Annotated in this window: 18 protein-coding genes; 7 read left to right on the forward strand and 11 right to left on the reverse strand. The window is 68.9% G+C overall.

Annotated features, from left to right (window positions below):
- On the reverse strand, window positions 1-1,340 hold a 1,340-nt coding region (locus AC1DWC_RS21835; protein WP_477911444.1), incomplete at its 3' end, for a cbb3-type cytochrome c oxidase subunit I.
- A 406-nt stretch (window positions 1,341-1,746) separates the two neighbouring features.
- Between AC1DWC_RS21835 and AC1DWC_RS21840 the strand changes: the two genes are divergently transcribed.
- The 4 genes from AC1DWC_RS21840 to AC1DWC_RS21855 are packed head-to-tail and all read left to right on the forward strand — an operon-like array spanning window position 1,747 to window position 5,425.
- On the forward strand, window positions 1,747-2,754 hold the full coding sequence (locus tag AC1DWC_RS21840) for an ABC transporter substrate-binding protein (RefSeq protein ID WP_477911446.1): 1,008 nt from the start codon (window positions 1,747-1,749) through the stop codon (window positions 2,752-2,754).
- Window positions 2,755-2,791: 37 nt separating this feature from the next.
- Complete coding sequence (locus AC1DWC_RS21845) at window positions 2,792-3,871, forward strand: ABC transporter substrate-binding protein (RefSeq protein ID WP_477911448.1); 1,080 nt, start codon at window positions 2,792-2,794, stop codon at window positions 3,869-3,871.
- Entirely contained in the window at window positions 3,855-4,934 is a 1,080-nt protein-coding gene (locus AC1DWC_RS21850) for an HtaA domain-containing protein (RefSeq protein WP_477911450.1), read from the forward strand. Before AC1DWC_RS21845 ends, AC1DWC_RS21850 begins: the two co-directional genes overlap by 17 nt.
- Complete coding sequence (locus AC1DWC_RS21855; RefSeq protein WP_477911452.1) at window positions 4,934-5,425, forward strand: NUDIX hydrolase; 492 nt, start codon at window positions 4,934-4,936, stop codon at window positions 5,423-5,425. The genes AC1DWC_RS21850 and AC1DWC_RS21855 overlap by 1 nt, the downstream gene beginning before the upstream one ends.
- Here AC1DWC_RS21855 and AC1DWC_RS21860 read toward each other — a convergent pair.
- The 5 genes from AC1DWC_RS21860 to AC1DWC_RS21880 form a co-directional block, all read right to left on the reverse strand.
- Window positions 5,397-5,780: a VOC family protein gene (locus AC1DWC_RS21860; protein ID WP_477911454.1), complete on the reverse strand. Its 384-nt coding sequence runs from the start codon at window positions 5,778-5,780 to the stop codon at window positions 5,397-5,399. The genes AC1DWC_RS21855 and AC1DWC_RS21860 overlap by 29 nt on opposite strands.
- Before the next feature lie 125 nt (window positions 5,781-5,905).
- On the reverse strand, window positions 5,906-6,904 hold the full coding sequence (gene nrdF, locus AC1DWC_RS21865; protein ID WP_477911456.1) for a class 1b ribonucleoside-diphosphate reductase subunit beta: 999 nt from the start codon (window positions 6,902-6,904) through the stop codon (window positions 5,906-5,908).
- A 55-nt stretch (window positions 6,905-6,959) separates the two neighbouring features.
- Window positions 6,960-9,146: a class 1b ribonucleoside-diphosphate reductase subunit alpha gene (gene nrdE, locus AC1DWC_RS21870; RefSeq protein ID WP_477843154.1), complete on the reverse strand. Its 2,187-nt coding sequence runs from the start codon at window positions 9,144-9,146 to the stop codon at window positions 6,960-6,962.
- Window positions 9,104-9,562 (reverse strand): class Ib ribonucleoside-diphosphate reductase assembly flavoprotein NrdI, encoded by a 459-nt coding sequence (gene nrdI / locus AC1DWC_RS21875; protein WP_072845080.1) that lies wholly within the window; start codon window positions 9,560-9,562, stop codon window positions 9,104-9,106. Before nrdI ends, nrdE begins: the two co-directional genes overlap by 43 nt.
- Window positions 9,563-9,585: 23 nt before the next feature.
- Window positions 9,586-9,819 (reverse strand): redoxin NrdH, encoded by a 234-nt coding sequence (locus tag AC1DWC_RS21880; RefSeq protein WP_072845079.1) that lies wholly within the window; start codon window positions 9,817-9,819, stop codon window positions 9,586-9,588.
- A 353-nt stretch (window positions 9,820-10,172) separates the two neighbouring features.
- On the opposite strand from AC1DWC_RS21880, the gene AC1DWC_RS21885 reads away from it, so the two are divergent.
- Window positions 10,173-10,991, forward strand: a complete 819-nt coding sequence (locus tag AC1DWC_RS21885; RefSeq protein ID WP_477911458.1) for a siderophore-interacting protein — start codon at window positions 10,173-10,175, stop codon at window positions 10,989-10,991.
- A gap of 19 nt (window positions 10,992-11,010) precedes the next feature.
- On the opposite strand, the gene AC1DWC_RS21890 is transcribed toward AC1DWC_RS21885, so the two are convergent.
- The 4 genes from AC1DWC_RS21890 to AC1DWC_RS21905 form a co-directional block, all read right to left on the reverse strand.
- A complete protein-coding gene (locus tag AC1DWC_RS21890; protein WP_477911460.1) occupies window positions 11,011-11,607 on the reverse strand; it encodes a CHAP domain-containing protein in 597 nt (198 codons plus the stop codon).
- Between the two features lie 78 nt (window positions 11,608-11,685).
- A complete protein-coding gene (locus AC1DWC_RS21895) occupies window positions 11,686-13,350 on the reverse strand; it encodes an MDR family MFS transporter (RefSeq protein WP_477911486.1) in 1,665 nt (554 codons plus the stop codon).
- 143 nt (window positions 13,351-13,493) lie between these two features.
- Window positions 13,494-13,958: a MarR family winged helix-turn-helix transcriptional regulator gene (locus tag AC1DWC_RS21900; protein ID WP_477911462.1), complete on the reverse strand. Its 465-nt coding sequence runs from the start codon at window positions 13,956-13,958 to the stop codon at window positions 13,494-13,496.
- Window positions 13,959-14,040: 82 nt separating this feature from the next.
- Window positions 14,041-14,463 carry a MarR family winged helix-turn-helix transcriptional regulator gene (locus AC1DWC_RS21905; RefSeq protein ID WP_072845074.1) on the reverse strand — a complete coding sequence of 141 codons (423 nt, stop codon included), beginning with the start codon at window positions 14,461-14,463 and terminating at the stop codon, window positions 14,041-14,043.
- A 148-nt stretch (window positions 14,464-14,611) separates the two neighbouring features.
- Here AC1DWC_RS21905 and AC1DWC_RS21910 point away from each other — a divergent pair, with 148 nt between their 5' ends.
- On the forward strand, window positions 14,612-16,093 hold the full coding sequence (locus AC1DWC_RS21910; protein ID WP_477911464.1) for a carboxylesterase/lipase family protein: 1,482 nt from the start codon (window positions 14,612-14,614) through the stop codon (window positions 16,091-16,093).
- 10 nt (window positions 16,094-16,103) lie between these two features.
- Entirely contained in the window at window positions 16,104-16,946 is an 843-nt protein-coding gene (locus AC1DWC_RS21915) for an SAM-dependent methyltransferase (protein ID WP_477911466.1), read from the forward strand.
- 121 nt (window positions 16,947-17,067) lie between these two features.
- Here AC1DWC_RS21915 and AC1DWC_RS21920 read toward each other — a convergent pair whose 3' ends face one another.
- Complete coding sequence (locus AC1DWC_RS21920; protein WP_072845072.1) at window positions 17,068-17,634, reverse strand: NAD(P)H-dependent oxidoreductase; 567 nt, start codon at window positions 17,632-17,634, stop codon at window positions 17,068-17,070.
- Window positions 17,635-17,644: the final 10 nt, after the last annotated feature.

The following is a 17,644-nucleotide window of genomic DNA, read 5'->3' on the forward strand; positions in this document are numbered from 1 at the left end:
AACGTGGTGTGGAAGCCGATGAAGGTGGTCCAGAAGTGCCACTTGCCGAGGCGCTCGTCCATCAGGCGGCCCGTCATCTTCGGGAACCAGAAGTAGATGCCGGCGTAGGTGGCGAACACGATGGTGCCGAAGAGCACGTAGTGGAAGTGGGCGACCACGAAGTAGCTGTCGGTGACGTGGAAGTCGATCGGCGGGCTGGCGAGCAGCACGCCGGACAGACCACCGAACAGGAACGTCACCAGGAAGCCGACCGAGAAGAGCATCGGCGTCTCGAAGGTGACCTGGCCCTTCCACATGGTGCCGATCCAGTTGAAGAACTTCACGCCGGTCGGGACCGCGATCAGGAACGTCATGAAGGAGAAGAACGGCAGCAGCACGGCGCCGGTGGCGTACATGTGGTGCGCCCACACCGCGATGGACAGTGCGGCGATACCGAGCGTGGCGTACACCAGGCCGCTGTAGCCGAAGAGCGGCTTACGGCTGAAGACCGGGAAGATCTCCGAGACGATGCCGAAGAACGGCAGCGCGATGATGTACACCTCGGGGTGACCGAAGAACCAGAACAGGTGCTGCCAGAGCAGGACACCGCCGTTGGCCGGGTCGAAGATGTGGGCGCCGAAGTGCCTGTCCACGAACACGCCGAGCAGCGCCGCGGTCAGCAGCGGGAAGGCGAGCAGGATCAGGATGGCGGTCACCAGGATGTTCCAGGTGAAGATCGGCATCCGGAACATGGTCATGCCGGGGGCGCGCAGGCAGACCACGGTGGTGATGAAGTTGACGGCGCCGAGGATGGTGCCGAGGCCCGCGACCGCCAGGCCCATGATCCACAGGTCGGCGCCGACGCCGGGCGAGTGCACCGCGTCGGTCAGCGGGCTGTAGGCGGTCCAGCCGAAGTCGGCCGCGCCGCCGGGGGTCACGAAGCCCGCGGTCGCGATGATCGCGCCGAACAGGTACAGCCAGTAGCTGAACGAGTTCAGTCGCGGGAACGCGACGTCCGGCGCGCCGATCTGCAGCGGCAGGATGTAGTTCGCGAAACCGAACACGACCGGGGTCGCGTACAGCAGCAGCATGATCGTGCCGTGCATGGTGAACAGCTGGTTGAACTGCTCGTTCGACAGGAACTGCATCCCGGGAACCGCGAGCTCGGTCCGCATCAGCAGGGCCATCAGGCCGCCGATGAGGAAGAAGGCGAACGAGGTGACCATGTACATGATCCCGAGGGTCTTCGGGTCAGTGGTGGTCACCATCTTGTAGATGTACGAGCCCTTGGGTCCCAGTCGCGCCGGGTATGGCCGGGCGGCCGTTATCTCGGGGACTGGCTGGGGCGCTACGGCAGTCACTAATCCTCCTGAATGCGCGTCCTACCCCGCTGCGAGGCGAACGTCCTCTGGCTTGCGCTCTGTGAATCGTAGACCGTCGCCCCACGATCCGCGGAGCCGGTCCTACCCACTGTCGTACTTCGTGTCGCGTACAGCGTCCAGAAGTGCCGTGAGCAGGGAGTTTCCTCCTCCGAGGCCGGGTCGAGGTTCCACCGACACGGTGAGTCGCCCGCAACCGAACTCGACGGGACCGACGATCCGTGGACAATCCCGGCGCCCGCCCCGGCGACGCGACGCGGGATCCCTCCCCGCCGCGGCCCGGGCCGGGTGCGCGAGAGCCCCGACAGGGCACCTCGGCCCGACACACGTGACCCCGGCTAAGGATATTGCTAAGGTTTCCCTTGCCTAAATTCGACGGGAGTTCTTTGTGAAGTTCAAAACCAATGCATTGGTCGCGCTCGTGGGCTGCGCCGCGGTCGCCCTGATCGGCGCCACCGCCGGCTGTTCCAGCGCCACCGACGCCCCGGCGTCCGCATCCGCGGCCGGCGAGTCCGCGGGGTCCTTCCCCCGCACCGTGACCCACGCCCTCGGCAGCACCGAGATCCCCGCCGCACCGAAGCGGGTCGTCGCGCTCGACACCAGCTACTCCGACGCGACGCTGCTGCTGGAGACCGAGCTCGTCGGCTACGTCACCTACCGCAGCGCCGGACTGCCCGACTACCTCGGCGAGTCCCGCGGCGAGTTCGCACCGAATACCGTCGCGGTCGGCGAGCTGACCACCCCGAGCCTCGAGAAGATCGCCGAGCTGCAGCCCGACCTGATCGTCTCCGCCAAGGTCCGGCACGGCGACATCTACGACCAGCTGTCGAAGATCGCGCCGACGGTGATGTCGGAGACCACCGGCCCGACCTGGAAGGACAACATCCGACTGCTCGGCCAGGCCCTGGGCAAGGAGGACCTGGCGGATCAGAAGATCGGCGCCTACGAGACCCGCGCGGCCGCGATCGGCGCGGACATCAACACGAAGGCGGACAACCCGACCGTCACGGTGGTCCGCTTCGCCGGCGAGCCGACGGCCCGCATCTACCGCACCACGTCCTTCAGCGGCATCGTCCTCGCCGACGCCGGCATCAACCGCCCGGCCAGCGCCGGACCCGACCCGGCCAAGCCGTCGAGCATCTCCAACGACATCAGCCCCGAGCTGATCACCGAGGCCGACGCCGACCTGATCGTGGTGAGCACGTACCACTCCGGCGACGGGAAGAGCGAGGCCGCCGCCCAGCCGTTCCTGACCAACCCGCTGTGGTCCGGACTGCAGGGCCAGAAGGTCGACGTCGACGACGCGCTGTGGATGTCCGCGGTCAGCGTCCAGGGCGCCGGCGGCATCCTCGACGACCTGGCCACGCACTTCGGCGTCGACAACCGCCGCGGCTAGTCTCGACTCGCCCGAGCTTCAGGAGGAAGACCCCACCATGCGCAAGCCCGCACTCATCCGCCGCGCCGTGCCCGCGGCCCTGCTCGCCGCCACCGCCGTCATGCTGACGGCGTGCGGCGGTGGCGACGCCACCGAAGACGCCGCCAGCAGCATCGTTCGCAGCACCACCAGCGTGGCCGGGGCGGGCGTGCTCGGCAACGGCCGCAGCACCGAGAACGTCTGCGGACCAACGGCTCCCGTCGACCCGGCCGGCGTCGAGGGCACCACCCGCAAGGTGGCGCACGCGGCGGGCGAGTCGGCGGTGCCCGCCGATCCGCAGCGCATCGTGGTCCTCGACACCGACAAGCTCGACACCGTCTGCGCGCTCGGGCTGCAGGACCGACTCGTCGGCGCCGCGGTGACCGGCGCGGTCGGCACGCAGCCGGAGTACCTCGGCACGGCCATCGCCGGGGTCGAGCCCGTCGGCACCCTGCAGGAGCCGAACATCGAGAAGATCGCGGCACTGAAGCCGGACCTGATCCTCGGCTCGAAGTTCCGCACCCCGGAGCTGTACCAGCAGCTCAGTGCCGTCGCCCCCACCACGTTCACCGAGAAGGTCGGCAAGACGTGGAAGGAGAACCTGCTGCTCGACGGCACCGCGCTGGGCCGCGGCGCCGGCGCGAAGGCGGTGCTCGACGCCTACCAGACCGAGGCCACCGAGACCGGCCGGGGCCTCGACTCCGCGCAGACCGAGGCCTCGGTGGTGCGGTTCATGCCCGGCGTGGTCCGCACCTACGGCCCGGACAGCTTTTCCGGGCAGGTGCTCGCGGACGCTGGCGTGCAGCGTCCGCCGTTTCAGCGCCTCGAGGGCGCCAAGGACCAGCGGTTCGCGGAGATCAGCACCGAGGAACTGTCCAAGGCCGACGGCGACATCATCTACGTCAGCTTCTACGGTGACGAGGCCCGCGGCCAGGGCACCGACGTGATGAACGGCGGGCTGTGGCAGGGCCTCGGCGCCGTCAAGGACCGCCGTGTGTTCGCGGTGGACGACGAAATCTGGATGACCGGAATCGGCGTCGTCGCGGCCCGCGGCATCCTCGACGACCTGAAGGCATCCCTCAATGGCTACACGAACTAGAGTCCTCGCTCCCGTCGCCATCGTGGGCGCGCTCCTCGGCGCGCTGACGCTGGCCCCGACGGCGGCCGCGGATCCCGCCGCGGCGGCACCCCGGATCGAGGTGTTCGCCGCCGACGGCGCCACCCCTCTCGGCGACACCGCGGTGCACGAGGGCGATCGGATTGTGGTGCGCGGCACCGGCTTCGACCCGAACGCCAACACCGGCGGGCTGCCGGTCCCGGTGCCGCCGGGCGTCCCGCACGGCACCTTCGTCGCCTTCGGGGCGTTCGCCCCGCAGTGGCGTCCGTCCGAGGACGCGCCCGCCGAGGCGCGGGTCGGGCAGCAGCGTTCGGCCACCGCGTGGGTGATGTCCGAGGACGCCCTGAACCGGGTTCCGGACGCGCCGTTCGACTTCCGGCGCACCATTCGCCAGCAGTGGGTGCCGCTGGCCGGCGACGGCTCCTTCACTGCCACGCTGACAGTCAAGAAGCCCGCGAAGGCCGCCGACGGCGCGGCCTACGGGGTGTACACCTACGCCGCGGCGGACGCCGTCAACGCGGCGGAGGAGCTGGCCGTCCCGGTCAACTTCGACCCCGCACCGGGGCCGAACGCCCCGGTACCGCCCGCGCAGGACCTGCTGTGGGCCTTCGCACCCGGCTACACCGACCTGGTGAAGAACACCACGCAGGGCTCGGTGGTGGGCAGCGACGGCGCGACTGTCCGCGGCGACGGCCGGCTCACCTTCGAACTGGACTCCGCGGACGTCGACCCGGCGACCGGGCTGGGGACCGTCCGCTACCGCGGCACGGCGGTCTCGTTCACCCGCTTCCACCTGGCCGAGATCGCGTTGGCCGACCCGTGGGTCGAGTTCACCCCCCAGGGCACCTTCCTGTCGGCCGAGACCTCGGACGGCAACATGGTCGGCACCGACACGACGAGCCGGATCCGGTTCGCGCAGTTGGACACCCGCGCCGGCGGACGGGAGTTCACCGACGTGCCCGCCCGGTTCTCGGTGCCGCTGGCGCCGAGCGTCCTGCTGCCGTACTCCGGCCAGCCGGCCGCCCCGGTGACCTTCCGGTACTGATGCCCGTCCCCGAGTACGTCGCGGCGCTGCGCGCTCACGTCGGACACGCCCCGTTGTGGCTGTCCGGCGTGAGCGCGGTCGTCGTGGACGACGACGGCCGAATCCTGTTGACCCGCAGGGCCGACAACGGCCGATGGGCGGTGGTGTCCGGCATCCTCGAACCCGGCGAGGAGCCCGGCCCGGCGGCCGTGCGGGAGATCCGCGAGGAGACCGGCGTCGAGGCCGAGCTGGTCCGCATCACCAGCGTCGACACCGCCGGGCCGATCACCTACCCGAACGGCGACGTCGCCAGCTACCTCGACGTGTGCTTCCTCGCCCGGGCGGTCTCCGGCGAGGCCCGCGTCGCCGACGAGGAGAACCTCGAGGTCGCGTGGTTCGCGCCGGACGCGTTGCCCGCCGACCTCACCGAGAGCTCGGCCCCGCGCATCGAGAAGGCCCTGCGCGGCGAGCCCGAGGCCTGGTTCAGCCGGCGTTCTCCCACAGGCCCATGACGTTCCCCTCGGGGTCCCTGAAGTAGGCCGCGAACCCCATCTCGCCGACCGGCTGCTTCTCCCCCACCGTGGCGCCGCCCAACTCGCCGATCTTGACCAGGGCGTCGTCGATGCTGGGCACGTCGATGGTGATCACCGGCCCCTTCGGATACTCCGGGACGCGCTCGAACATGCCGCCGCCGATGTATCCCGGTTCTGCGGGCATGCCCGACTCCGCGACCGGCCCGGTCGAGACGACCGTGTAGCTCATCTCGGGCATCTCGACGGTGTTCCAGCCGAACACCTGCCGGTAGAACGTCCTCGCGCGGTCCCCGTCGTCGAACGGGACCTCGAAGTGCACAACCTTGCCACTCATCGTCTCTCCTCACCTGAAGTGAACATCCGACGATGCCGACGCTAGCCCGATCCCCCGCACACGTGAAGGGCCCCCGCACGCGTGCAGGGGCCCTTCATCGGAGTTGTTCTGACCGGGAGGTGGACCTAGAAGTCCCAGTCCTCGTCCTCGGTGTTGACGGCCTTGCCGATCACGTAGCTCGAGCCCGACCCGGAGAAGAAGTCGTGGTTCTCGTCCGCGTTCGGGGACAGCGCCGACAGGATCGCCGGGTTGACGTCCGTCTCGTCCTTGGGGAACAGGCCCTCGTAGCCGAGGTTCATCAGCGCCTTGTTGGCGTTGTACCGCAGGAACTTCTTGACGTCCTCGGTGAGCCCGACGCCGTCGTACAGGTCCTGGGTGTACTCGACCTCGTTGTCGTAGAGCTCGAAGAGCAGCTCGAACGTGTAGTTCTTGAGCTCGTCGCGCTCGGCCTGGCTGAGCTGCTCCAGACCCTTCTGGTACTTGTAGCCGATGTAGTACCCGTGCACGGCCTCGTCACGGATGATCAGCCGGATCAGGTCCGCGGTGTTGGTGAGCTTGGCCCGCGAGGACCAGTACATCGGCAGGTAGAAGCCGGAGTAGAACAGGAACGACTCGAGCAGCGTCGAGGCGACCTTGCGCTTGAGCGCCGACTCGCCGTTGTAGTAGTCGAGGATGATCCTCGCCTTGCGCTGCAGGTTCGGGTTCTCCTCCGACCAGCGGAAGGCGTCGTCGATGTCGCGGGTGGAGCACAGCGTCGAGAAGATCGAGCTGTAGCTCTTGGCGTGCACCGACTCCATGAACGCGATGTTGGTGTACACCGCCTCCTCGTGGGGGGTGATCGCGTCCGGGATCAGCGAGACGGCGCCCACGGTGCCCTGGATGGTGTCGAGCAGCGTCAGGCCGGTGAAGACCCGCATGGTGAGCTGCTTCTCGTTCTCGGTCAGGGTGTTCCACGACGGGATGTCGTTGGACACCGGCACCTTCTCCGGCAGCCAGAAGTTGCCGGTCAGGCGCTCCCAGACCTCCGCGTCCTTCTCGTCGGGGACGCGGTTCCAGTTGATCGCCGAGACGCGATCAATCAGCTTGAGGTGCGTGCCCCCAGCGGGGGTGTGTGCGGAAGTCATGTCGATCCCTTGCTGGTCTGTGGTTGCTCTGTCGTCTTTGTCGGTGCCGCCGGCCCTACAGCATGCAGGAAACGCAGCCCTCGACCTCGGTGCCCTCGAGCGCCATCTGCCGCAGGCGGATGTAGTAGAGCGTCTTGATGCCCTTGCGCCATGCGTAGATCTGCGCCTTGTTGATGTCGCGGGTGGTGGCGGTGTCCTTGAAGAACAGCGTCAGCGACAGGCCCTGGTCGACGTGCTGGGTGGCCGCCGCGTAGGTGTCGATGATCTTCTCGTACCCGATCTCGTACGCGTCCTGGTAGTACTCCAGGTTGTCGTTCGTCAGGTAGGGCGCCGGGTAGTAGACGCGACCGATCTTGCCCTCCTTGCGGATCTCGATCTTCGACGCCACCGGGTGGATGGAGCTGGTGGAGTTGTTGATGTAGGAGATCGACCCCGTCGGCGGGACGGCCTGCAGGTTCTGGTTGTAGATGCCGTGCGCCTGCACCGACGCCTTGAGCTCGGTCCAGTCCGCCTGCGTCGGGATGTGCACGCCGGAGTCGGCGAACAGCTGCCGGACCCGCTCGGTCTTCGGCTCCCACGCCTGGTCGGTGTACTTGTCGAAGAACTCGCCCGAGGCGTACTTGGACTCCGGGAAGCCCTTGAAGTACGTGCCGCGGTCCTTGGCGATCTCGTTCGACGCCCGGATCGCGTGGAACACCACCGTGTAGAAGTAGATGTTCGTGAAGTCCAGGCCCTCGTCCGAGCCGTAGTGGATCCGCTCGCGCGCCAGGTACCCGTGCAGGTTCATCTGCCCGAGGCCGATGGCGTGAGAGTCGTTGTTGCCCTGCTCGATCGACGGCACCGAGTAGATGTGGGTCTGGTCGGAGACGGCGGTCAGCGCGCGGATCGAGGTCTCGATGGTCTGCGCGAAGTCCGGCGAGTCCATCGTCTTCGCGATGTTCAGCGAACCGAGGTTGCAGGAGATGTCCTTGCCGACGTGGCTGTAGGACAGGTCGTCGTTGAAGGTCGACGGCGTCGAGACCTGCAGGATCTCCGAGCACAGGTTCGAGTGGGTGATCTTGCCGGCGATCGGGTTCGCCCGGTTCACGGTGTCCTCGTACATGATGTACGGGTAGCCGGACTCGAACTGCAGCTCCGCGACGGTCTGGAAGAACTCGCGGGCCTTGATCTTCGTCTTGCGGATCCGCTTGTCGTCGACCATCTCGTAGTACTTCTCGGTGACGTCGATGTCCGCGAACGGCACGCCGTAGATGCGCTCGACGTCGTACGGCGAGAAGAGGTACATGTCCTCGTTCTTCTTCGCCAGCTCGAACGTGATGTCCGGGATGACGACGCCGAGCGAGAGGGTCTTGATCCGGATCTTCTCGTCCGCGTTCTCGCGCTTGGTGTCGAGGAAGCGGTAGATGTCCGGGTGGTGCGCGTGCAGGTACACCGCGCCCGCGCCCTGACGCGCGCCGAGCTGGTTGGCGTACGAGAAGGAGTCCTCGAGCAGCTTCATGATCGGGATGACGCCCGACGACTGGTTCTCGATCCGCTTGATCGGGGCGCCGTGCTCACGAACGTTGCTGAGCAGCAACGCAACTCCGCCGCCGCGCTTGGACAGCTGCAGGGCGGAGTTGATGGAGCGACCGATGGACTCCATGTTGTCCTCGATGCGCAGCAGGAAGCAGGACACGGGCTCGCCGCGCTGCTTCTTGCCGGAGTTGAGGAAGGTCGGGGTGGCCGGCTGGAAGCGGCCGGCGATGATCTCGTCGACCAGCTTGACGGCCAGGTCCTCGTCGCCGGCGGCGAGGGTGAGCGCGACCATGCAGACCCGGTCCTCGAACCGCTCCAGGTAGCGCTTGCCGTCGAACGTCTTGAGCGTGTACGAGGTGTAGTACTTGAACGCACCGAGGAAGGTGGGGAACCGGAACTTCTTGGAGTACGCGTGGTCGATCAGCGACTTCACGAACTCACGGGAGTACTGGTCGAGCACCTCCGGCTCGTAGTAGTTCTCCTTGACCAGGTAGTCCAGCTTCTCGTCCAGGTTGTGGAAGAAGACGGTGTTCTGGTTGACGTGCTGGAGGAAGTACTGGTTGGCGGCCTCGCGGTCCTTCTCGAACTGGATCTCGCCGTTGGGGCCGTACAGGTTGAGCATCGCGTTGAGCGCGTGGTAGTCGAGCTCCCCCGAGGAGACGTCGGGTCGTGCCACAGCGCGCTCTACACTCCCAGCCGGGGCTGTGTCTGTGATGGTCGGTGCCACTGTTCACTCTCCATGAATTGTTCGAGGCCCTCGCGGACGCGAATGACGTCCTCGGCGGTACCCATGAGTTCGAAGCGGTACAGGTACGGAACCTGGCACTTCCTTGAAATGACGTCTCCGGCGAAGCAGAAGGACTCGCCGAAGTTGGTATTGCCTGCCGCGATGACCCCACGGATCAGCGACCTGTTGTGCTCGTTGTTGAGGAACCGGATGACCTGCTTCGGCACGTAGCTCGTGTCCCGACCCGTCGCGGTGATCCCGCCACCATAGGTGGGCAGGATCAGGACGTACGGTTCGTCGACCTCGAATGTGCCGGCGCGGTCATGCAACGGAATGCGCGTGGCCGGGACACCCAACTTCTGAACGAAACGGTGGGTGTTCTCCGACGCGCTGGAGAAGTAGACCAGCGATGTCATGGCCTGTCATCTCCGTAAGTTCTTCAGGCGGCGTTGACCGTGAGCGACTTGATCCGGTCCGGACGGAAACCCGACCAGTGATCGTCCCCGGCCACCACCACGGGGGCCTGCAGGTAACCCAGCGCCATCACGTAGTCGCGGGCCTCCGCGTCCTCGCTGATGTCGATGATGGAGTACTCGATACCGGCCTTGTCGAGCGCCCGGTAGGTCGCATTGCACTGAACGCACGCCGGCTTGGTGTAGACGGTGATGCTCATGTAAGTCCCTCTTTCCCTGGCTTACGGAACTGATGGTCAGTGAAGCGGAGGATCACGGTGTGAATCTCACCTACTGGAACAGCTGTCCGGCCTTGACAAACGATGGTCGAGCCTTCGGACTGGGGTCGCGGCCGCTCTGCCCTCTTGGCGTTCCTGACACTACACCTTGTGTCCGACAATCCATAGAACCCGAGATGTTGTGAACGACAAAGATGAAATTCCCTGGTCGTAAGCACCCGGAGCCGCCGAATCGTGTCGCGAACCGGCGTGTCGCGCGTCACAAATACGGGGTGCTGCTGGTCACACTCCCCGGCGTGTGCATGGCCACGTCACCGGCCGCCTAGGGTGGGCCCGTGCCCACCGACGACGAACCCCGGTTCCACGCCGCGGTGACCGCCACCGGGCAGGTCTCCCCCGGCCTGCGCCGGATCCGGTTCGGCGGGCCCGGGCTCGCCGGCTTCGCCTCCAGCGGCGACCCCGACGAGCGCCTCCTCGTGGAGTTCGGCGACGAGGCCCGCAGCTACACCGTCCGGCGCTGGGACCCGGCCGCACACACCCTGGACGTCGACTTCGCGGTGCACGCCGGCGGCGCGGCCGCCGCCTGGGCGCGCGGGGCGACGCCGGGGATGCCGGTGCGGCTCTCGCGGCCGAAGGGCTGGTACCGCCCGCCCGCCGACGCGCGATGGCAACTGCTGCTCGCGGACCTGAGTGCGCTGCCCGCGGCGGCGCGCATCGTCGAGGCCCTGCCCGCCGGCGTCGCCGTGCACCTGATCGCCGAGGTTCCCGAGGCCGCGGACGAACAGCGCTGGACCACCCCGGCGGACCTCACCGTGACGTGGCTGCACGGGACCGGCAACGGCCTGACCCCCAGCACGCTGCCCGACCGGCTCGCCGCCCTCGACTTGCCGGCCGGCCCCGGCTACCTCTGGTCGGCCGGCGAGACCGGCGCGTCCCGGCGGATCCGCCGACACGTCCGCCGCGAGCTGGGCTGGACGTCGGACCGCTTCGACGTCATGGGGTACTGGCAGGCCGACAAGGAGCGCTGGCTCGCCGGCTACCGGCGGGTGGAGGCCCGGATCGAGGAACTCACCGTCGCAGGACTGTCCGCGGGCCAGAGCCTCGACGAGGTCCGCGACACCGTCGACGACGCGCTCACCGAGGCCGGACTGTAGCCACCGGCCGCGGCGGCGGTCAGGCCTCGAGCCGGCCGAACCCGACGACCGCGGAGTCGCTCGCCCAGTCCACGGTGTGCACCCGGATTCGGCCGAACTCGTTGCCGCCGACGGTCGTCACGGTGTCGCCGTCGACCGCGACCACGAAGTTGGTGTGCTGTCCGACCCAGCTGCTGTTGTCGTAGAGCACCACGTCGCCGACCGTCGGGACGTATCCGCCGCCGACCTCCTCGAACCGGCCCTGCGACTGGTAGTACTCCTGCAGCGTGTAGACGCCGGGGATCCGCCAGTGCCCGGAGTTCGGGTTCGACAGCGGCCGCCCGGCCTCCCGCATGACCCAGCTCACGAAGTCCGCGCACCAGGGCTCCTCGATGCCCTCCGCGTAGAAGGTGCCCGGTCGCTGGTCCCGGTGCTCGGCCTCGAGCAGCTCGACGATCTTCGCCTGGTCGGCCGAGAGCACGGACGTGTCGACGTCGGGGAAGGCGGTGGTGTCCCACGGCAGGTACCGGCTCGGCAGCATCAACGCCACACCCGCGGCGACAACGGCGATCACGGCGATCACGGCGGCGATCCACAGCGCCGTGCGGCGACGACGGGTGGGCGCAAGGGTGCTCATGGGAGTCGAATGTAGCGAAACGCCCGCCGGGGGCGGTGGGATCACCACCTCCGGCGGGCGTTCGGTCTGCCGCGTTGCTCAGCCGTGGGCCGCGGGCCTGCCGCGACCGGCACCGTCCGTACCGCCGGCGAGCGCGGACTCGACCTCGTCGATCTCCGCGACCAGTTCCGCATCGACCACCTGGCCGTCAATCGTCTGGCCGTCTGCCTTGGCGGCGTTCGCCGCCCGCTCCTGGTCGAGCTGTTCGAGTCCGGTGGTGGTCTTGAGCGCCACCTCCTTCATGAACGCGATCGCGACCAGCCCGAGCAGCGCCAGGACGCCGGAGATGAGGAACACCCGGGCGGTGGCGTCGCCGTAGGCCGCCCGGACGATGTCACCGACGGCAGCGGGCAGTTCCTTCAGGTTCGACAGCCCGGCACCCGACCCGGCCGACGGCCCGGGGTCGATTCCCGCGCCGACGAGACCCTGGGTGGTCAACGTCGCCACGTGCGAGGAGAGGACCGCGCCGAGCACGGAGACGCCGGCCGCGCCGCCGAGCGAGCGGAAGAACGTGATCGTGGCGGTGGCCGCGCCCAGGTCCGAGGGAGCGGCGTTGTTCTGCACCGGCAGCACCAGGTTCTGCATGGCCATGCCCATGCCGGCGCCGAGGACGAACAGGTAGACCCCGATCAGCGCCATGTCGGTGGTGTGGTCGGTGGTGGCGAGCAGGAGGAACCCGGCGGCCATGGCGGTGGCGCCGATCAGCAGGAAGCGCTTCCACTTGCCGTACTTGGTGATCAGCTGGCCGGAGACGGTCGAGGACAGCATGGACCCGAACACCATCGGCAGGGTGAGCAGGCCGGCGGCGGTCGGCGAGTAGCCGCGGGCGATCTGGAAGTACTGTCCGAGGAACACCGCGCCGCCGAACATGGCGACACCGACCGCGATGCTGGCGAGGGTGGCCAGCGTCATGGTGCGGTCACGGAAGAGACGCAGCGGCACCACCGGGTCACTGGCCTTGGTCTCGGTGAAGATCGCCAGCGCGAGCAGGACGGCGCCCAGCGCGACGAGCCCGAACGACATCCCGGACGCCCAGTCGAAGTTCTTGCCCGCCAAGGTGACCCAGATCAGCAGGACGCTGACACCGCCGGCGATGAGGGTGGCGCCGAGGTAGTCCACCTTCACGTCGCGCTTGACGACGGGCAGGTTCAGGGTCCGCTGGATGACGACCAGCGCGACGACCGCCAGCGGGACGCCGACGTAGAACGTCCAGCGCCAGCCGAGCCAGCTGGTGTCGACGATGACGCCGCCGATCAGCGGGCCGGCGACCGTGGCGAGCGACATGACCGCCGCCAGGGGGCCCTGGTAGCGGCCGCGTTCCCGGGGGCTGAACATCGCGGCGATGACGATCATGACCAGCGCCTGCAGTCCGCCGAGGCCCAGTCCCTGGACCGCGCGGAATCCGATCAGCATCGGCACCGACGTCGCCAGGCCGGACAACACCGAACCGAGGGTGAACACCAGCAGCGACAACTGCACCAGCATCTTCTTGCTGACCAGGTCGGCGAACTTGCCCCAGATCGGGGTGGTCGCGGTGGAGGCCAGCAGGGTGGCCGTGACCACCCAGGTGTACTGGTCCTGGGTGCCGTGCAGGTCGGTGATGATGGTCGGCAGGGCGTTGGAGACGATCGTCGACGACAGCAGCGCGACGAACATGCCCATCATGAGGCCGATCAGGGCCTCGATGCGCTGACGATGGGTCATCCGGCCGTCACCGGACGACCCTTCTCTTACGGGCGGAGCGTCCTGGGACGCGGGGTTGCTCACGATGTGGCTCCTCGGGCTGATGGGTGGTGCGGTGTGGTGGGCAGAGTCAGATACCGGCGAGGGTCAGAGACCGGCGAGGGTCAGCGACCGGCGGGGGCCACCGGGTGGTTGGCGCCCGCCTCGATGGCGGCACAGAATCGGTCGAGGCGGGCCGTCAGGTCACCGACCTCGTCCTCGGTCCAGTCCGCAAGCGCGGTGTGGACCCAGCGGGCCCGCATCTCGCGATGGCGGCGCAGCGCCTCGGCGCCGGCCTCCGTCAGCGACAGCAACGCGGCCCGGCCGTCGAGCGGATCCGGGTGCCGCTGGACGTATCCGAGCGCCTCGGCCTGCGCCACCTGGCGGCTGAGCGCCGACTGGGTCACCCACAGTTCCTCCGCGAGCGCGCTGGGCCGGTGCCCCGCCGAGCACTCGATCCGCGTGAGCAGCGCGCCCAGCGGCGGTGGGAGCGCCCCCGCGCTCTGCTGGCCGGCGGCCACCGCGCGGCTGCGCTGCACCACCCCCCGCAGGGCGTCGATCAGTTCTGACGCGGCTTCCGGGCTGATCATTCCCACTCCTTTTAGTTGATACTTGCAACCATAGCACCAGTTAGTTGCGTCCATCAACTATCAAGGTGGCGGGGCGGTCGGACTACCCGAGGCGACGCAGCAGCGCGGTCAGCATCCGCACGTCCACCGGATCCCACTGGGACAGGTCCCGGCGCCACTGCGCGATCCCCTCCGCGCGCTGCTGACCCAGCCTGCTCCGACCCTCCTCGGTGAGCTCGACGAGCTTCGCCCGCGCATCCTCGGGATCCGGGATCCGCCGCGCCAGCCCGAGTCGCGTCACCGCGTCGATCTGCCGGCTGAGCGTCGACTTCTCCACCCCGAGGTGGTCGATCAGCTCGGACATCGGCACCGCCTCGTCCCGGCGGGTCAGCAACATCAGCAGCGGGTAGCAGGACGGGTCCAGGCGGGGATGGATCCGGTGCGCGCGCTCGCGCATGCGAATGCCGCCCCGGCGCCACATGTCCACCAGTTCGACCTCGAGGTCGGTGATCGGATCCGAAGCCACGCGGGTATCCCTTCACGTCGATGTGCGCGACCATCAAATCAGTAGCCCACCGTCTCCGGGCACCGCGATGGCGATTTCCGCCCCGCGGCGCGTCGGCGCAGACACACCTTCAGTTCTCGAACGGTGGACCCGACCATCGGAGGCAGACGTGGAACCACTGGTCTCGATCGCCCAGGGAGCGATGCGGGGGGCGGCGCACGACGGGGTGCTCTCCTTCAAGGGGATCCCCTACGCGGCCGCGCCGGACGGCCGGCGACGGTTCACGGCGCCGTCGCCCGCGCCGCACTGGGACTGGCTCCGCGACGCCACCGGCTACGGCCCGACCGCGCCCAAACCCCCGTACCCGGACCCGCTGGCGAAACTGTTGCCCGAACCCGTGATCGCCGGCGACGACTACCTCAACCTCAACGTCTGGACCCCGGACCTCGACGGCCGGCTGCCGGTACTGGTCTGGCTGCACGGCGGCGCCTTCGTCCACGGCTCGGGCGCGGTCAGCCTGTACGACGGGACCGCGTTCGCGCGGGACGGGGTCGTCTGCGTCACGGTCAACTACCGACTGGGGGCCGAGGGGTTCCTGCTGATCGACGACGCCCCGGCGAACCGTGGGCTGCTCGACCAGCTCGCGGCCCTGCGCTGGGTCCGCGAGAACATCGGCTGCTTCGGCGGCGATCCGGACCGGGTCACCGTCGCCGGCGAGTCGGCGGGCGCGATGAGCGTGACGACGCTGCTGTCCCTGCCCGAGTCCGCGGGGCTGTTCGGACGGGCCGTGGCGCAGAGCGGCGCCGGCCATCACGTGATGGCCGCCGAGACCGCGCGCCGGGTGACCGCGGCGCTGGCCGAGCAGCTCTCGGTGCCGCCGACGGTCGAGGGGTTCGCCTCGGTCCCGGCCGCCGACCTCACCGCGGCGCAGGCCGAGTTGTCCGCGCGGATCGCCCGCGAGCCGAACCCCGAGTTGTGGGGCGAGATCGCCGCCGACTCGATGGCGTTCGAGCCGTGCGTCGACGGCGAGGTCCTCACCGCCCGCCCGGTCGACGCGCTCGCCGCGGGCGCCGGCGCCGACGTGGACCTGTTGATCGGCACCAACGCCGACGAGTTCACCCTGTTCCTGATGCCCACCGGGATCGCCGACGCGGTCGGCGAGGACGCGCTGGCCCTGACCGCCACCGCACTCGGCCTCGACGCGGCGACCGCGCTGCCGGCCTACCACCGGGCCCGACCGGGCTCGACCCCCGGCGACGTGCTGGCCGCGGTGATGCGCGACCGCACCTTCACCATTCCCGCGATCCGGGCCGCCGAGGCCCGGGCCGATCACGGCGCCGACACCTTCGTCTACGAGTTTGCCTGGCGGTCACCACAATTCGACGGCCGTCTGGGCGCCACCCACGGCCTGGAGATCAGCTTCGTGTTCGACACCCTGCACGACGCCGCGGGCAGACCGCTGGCGGGGGCCCAGCCGCCGCAGGAGTTGGCCGACGAGATGCACCGCGCCTGGGTGTCGTTCGTGGACAAGGGCAACCCGGGCTGGCCGGCATACGGCAGCGACCGCACGGTCCGGCGGTTCGGCGCCGACGATCCCTTGGTCACCGACCCGAACCCCAACCTGCGGGCGCTGTGGGACGGCGTGCGGTGAGGGGGCGACCATGAATCGGCCAACCGGTGTGGGGGCGACCGCGGTGTTCGTCGCCGCCGCCCGCGCACTCGAGAGCGAACGTGACGATCGACTGTTTGACGACCCATGGGCGCGGGAATTCGTCCGGGCGGCGGGCTGGGACCCACCAGCCGAGGGGATCTCCGGACTCACCCGGGACCAACTGGTGACGTGGATGTCGGCCCGCACCAAATTCCTCGACGACTTCGCGGTGGAGTCGGTGGCAGGCGGCTGCGCCCAGGCGGTGTTTCTGGGCGCCGGTCTGGACACCCGTGCGTTCCGGCTGCGCTGGCCCGCACCGGTGACCGTGTTCGAACTGGACACACCGGACATGCTGGAGTTCAAGATGTCGGTGCTGGCCGACACGGCACCCCCTCCCCCGACCACCCGGGTACCCGTCGCGGTCGACTTGCGTGAGGACTGGCCGGCGGCGCTGCGCAGCGCGGCCTTCCGCGACGACATCCCCACCGCCTGGATCCTCGAGGGCCTGTTGATGTACCTGACACCTGAGGACGTCGACACCCTGATGAACCGCGTCGCCTGCCTGTCCGCGCCCGGCAGCACCGTCGGCGCAACCCTGACGACGATCGACTTCATCGCGGCGGTGCAGGACCTGCCCGGCACCGCGGACAGCCCGCTGAGCCCGGCCGAATGGCGAGAGCTGCTGCGGTCGGACGGCCCGAAGGACCCGGTCGCCTGGTTCGACCGGTACGGGTGGCGGGCACGGACCTTCGCCACCGCAGACCTGGCGCGCCGGTATGGACGCGACGCGACACCGCTCGAGAGCGAACCCACCGCCGGCGACCGCTGGCTCGTCTCCGCAGTCAGGAAATGAGCGGTCAGGAAGTGAGCGGCCGGGAAGCGAGCGGCCCCCCGGACGCAGTGAGGCCCCGGCCGGATGCGGGATGCACCGGCCGGGGCCTCACGTGTCGGTACGGGACCGAGCAGTCAGCTGACTAGGCGTCGACGAGGTCCTTCGCGGCGGCGACGAGCTCGGCGACCGCCTTGGTGACCTCGGCCACGATCTCCGCATTCTCGCTGGGGTGGCCGGCGCCGAACTTCTCATGGGTGGCGCCGATGGACAGGGTGACGTCCTCGACGACCTTGCCGCCCGCGATGCCCACGGCCTTGCGGGCCTCGGCGTGCGCCCACTGCGCACCGTTCGGGCTCGGCGAGGCGCTGATCACGGCGACCGGCTTGCCGGAGACCGCGCCGGCGCCGTAGGGCCGCGAGATCCAGTCGATCGCGTTCTTGAGCACGGCGGGCATGGTGCCGTTGTACTCGGGGGTGACCAGCAGCAGCGCGTCGGCCGCGGCCGCGGCGGCGCGCAGCTCGTCGGCGCCCGGGATGGTCGCGCCGGGGACGTCGACGTCCTCGTTGTAGAAGGGGACAACGGCCAGGCCGTCGAACACCGTCAGTTCGGCACCCTCGGGAGCGTGGGCGACCGCAGTCTCGGCGAGCTGCCGATTGACGGAGCCGGCGCGCAGGCTGCCGACGAGGACGAGAACACGGGTGTCAGTCATGTGGAGATTC

The sequence above is a fragment of the Rhodococcus sp. P4_C10 genome, from assembly GCF_056402135.1.

Bases quoted from the DNA above. Each gene is read 5' to 3' on its own strand.
- AC1DWC_RS21845 (WP_477911448.1), top strand. From the start codon at position 2,792: ATGCGCAAGCCCGCACTCATCCGCCGCGCCGTGCCCGCGGCCCTGCTC.
- AC1DWC_RS21850 (WP_477911450.1), top strand. From the start codon at position 3,855: ATGGCTACACGAACTAGAGTCCTCGCTCCCGTCGCCATCGTGGGCGCG.
- AC1DWC_RS21855 (WP_477911452.1), top strand. From the start codon at position 4,934: ATGCCCGTCCCCGAGTACGTCGCGGCGCTGCGCGCTCACGTCGGACAC.
- AC1DWC_RS21860 (WP_477911454.1), bottom strand. From the start codon at position 5,780: ATGAGTGGCAAGGTTGTGCACTTCGAGGTCCCGTTCGACGACGGGGAC.
- nrdF (WP_477911456.1), bottom strand. From the start codon at position 6,904: ATGACTTCCGCACACACCCCCGCTGGGGGCACGCACCTCAAGCTGATT.
- nrdI (WP_072845080.1), bottom strand. From the start codon at position 9,562: ATGACATCGCTGGTCTACTTCTCCAGCGCGTCGGAGAACACCCACCGT.
- AC1DWC_RS21880 (WP_072845079.1), bottom strand. From the start codon at position 9,819: ATGAGCATCACCGTCTACACCAAGCCGGCGTGCGTTCAGTGCAATGCG.
- AC1DWC_RS21890 (WP_477911460.1), bottom strand. From the start codon at position 11,607: ATGAGCACCCTTGCGCCCACCCGTCGTCGCCGCACGGCGCTGTGGATC.
- AC1DWC_RS21895 (WP_477911486.1), bottom strand. From the start codon at position 13,350: ATGACCCATCGTCAGCGCATCGAGGCCCTGATCGGCCTCATGATGGGC.
- AC1DWC_RS21900 (WP_477911462.1), bottom strand. From the start codon at position 13,958: ATGATCAGCCCGGAAGCCGCGTCAGAACTGATCGACGCCCTGCGGGGG.
- AC1DWC_RS21915 (WP_477911466.1), top strand. From the start codon at position 16,104: ATGAATCGGCCAACCGGTGTGGGGGCGACCGCGGTGTTCGTCGCCGCC.
- AC1DWC_RS21920 (WP_072845072.1), bottom strand. From the start codon at position 17,634: ATGACTGACACCCGTGTTCTCGTCCTCGTCGGCAGCCTGCGCGCCGGC.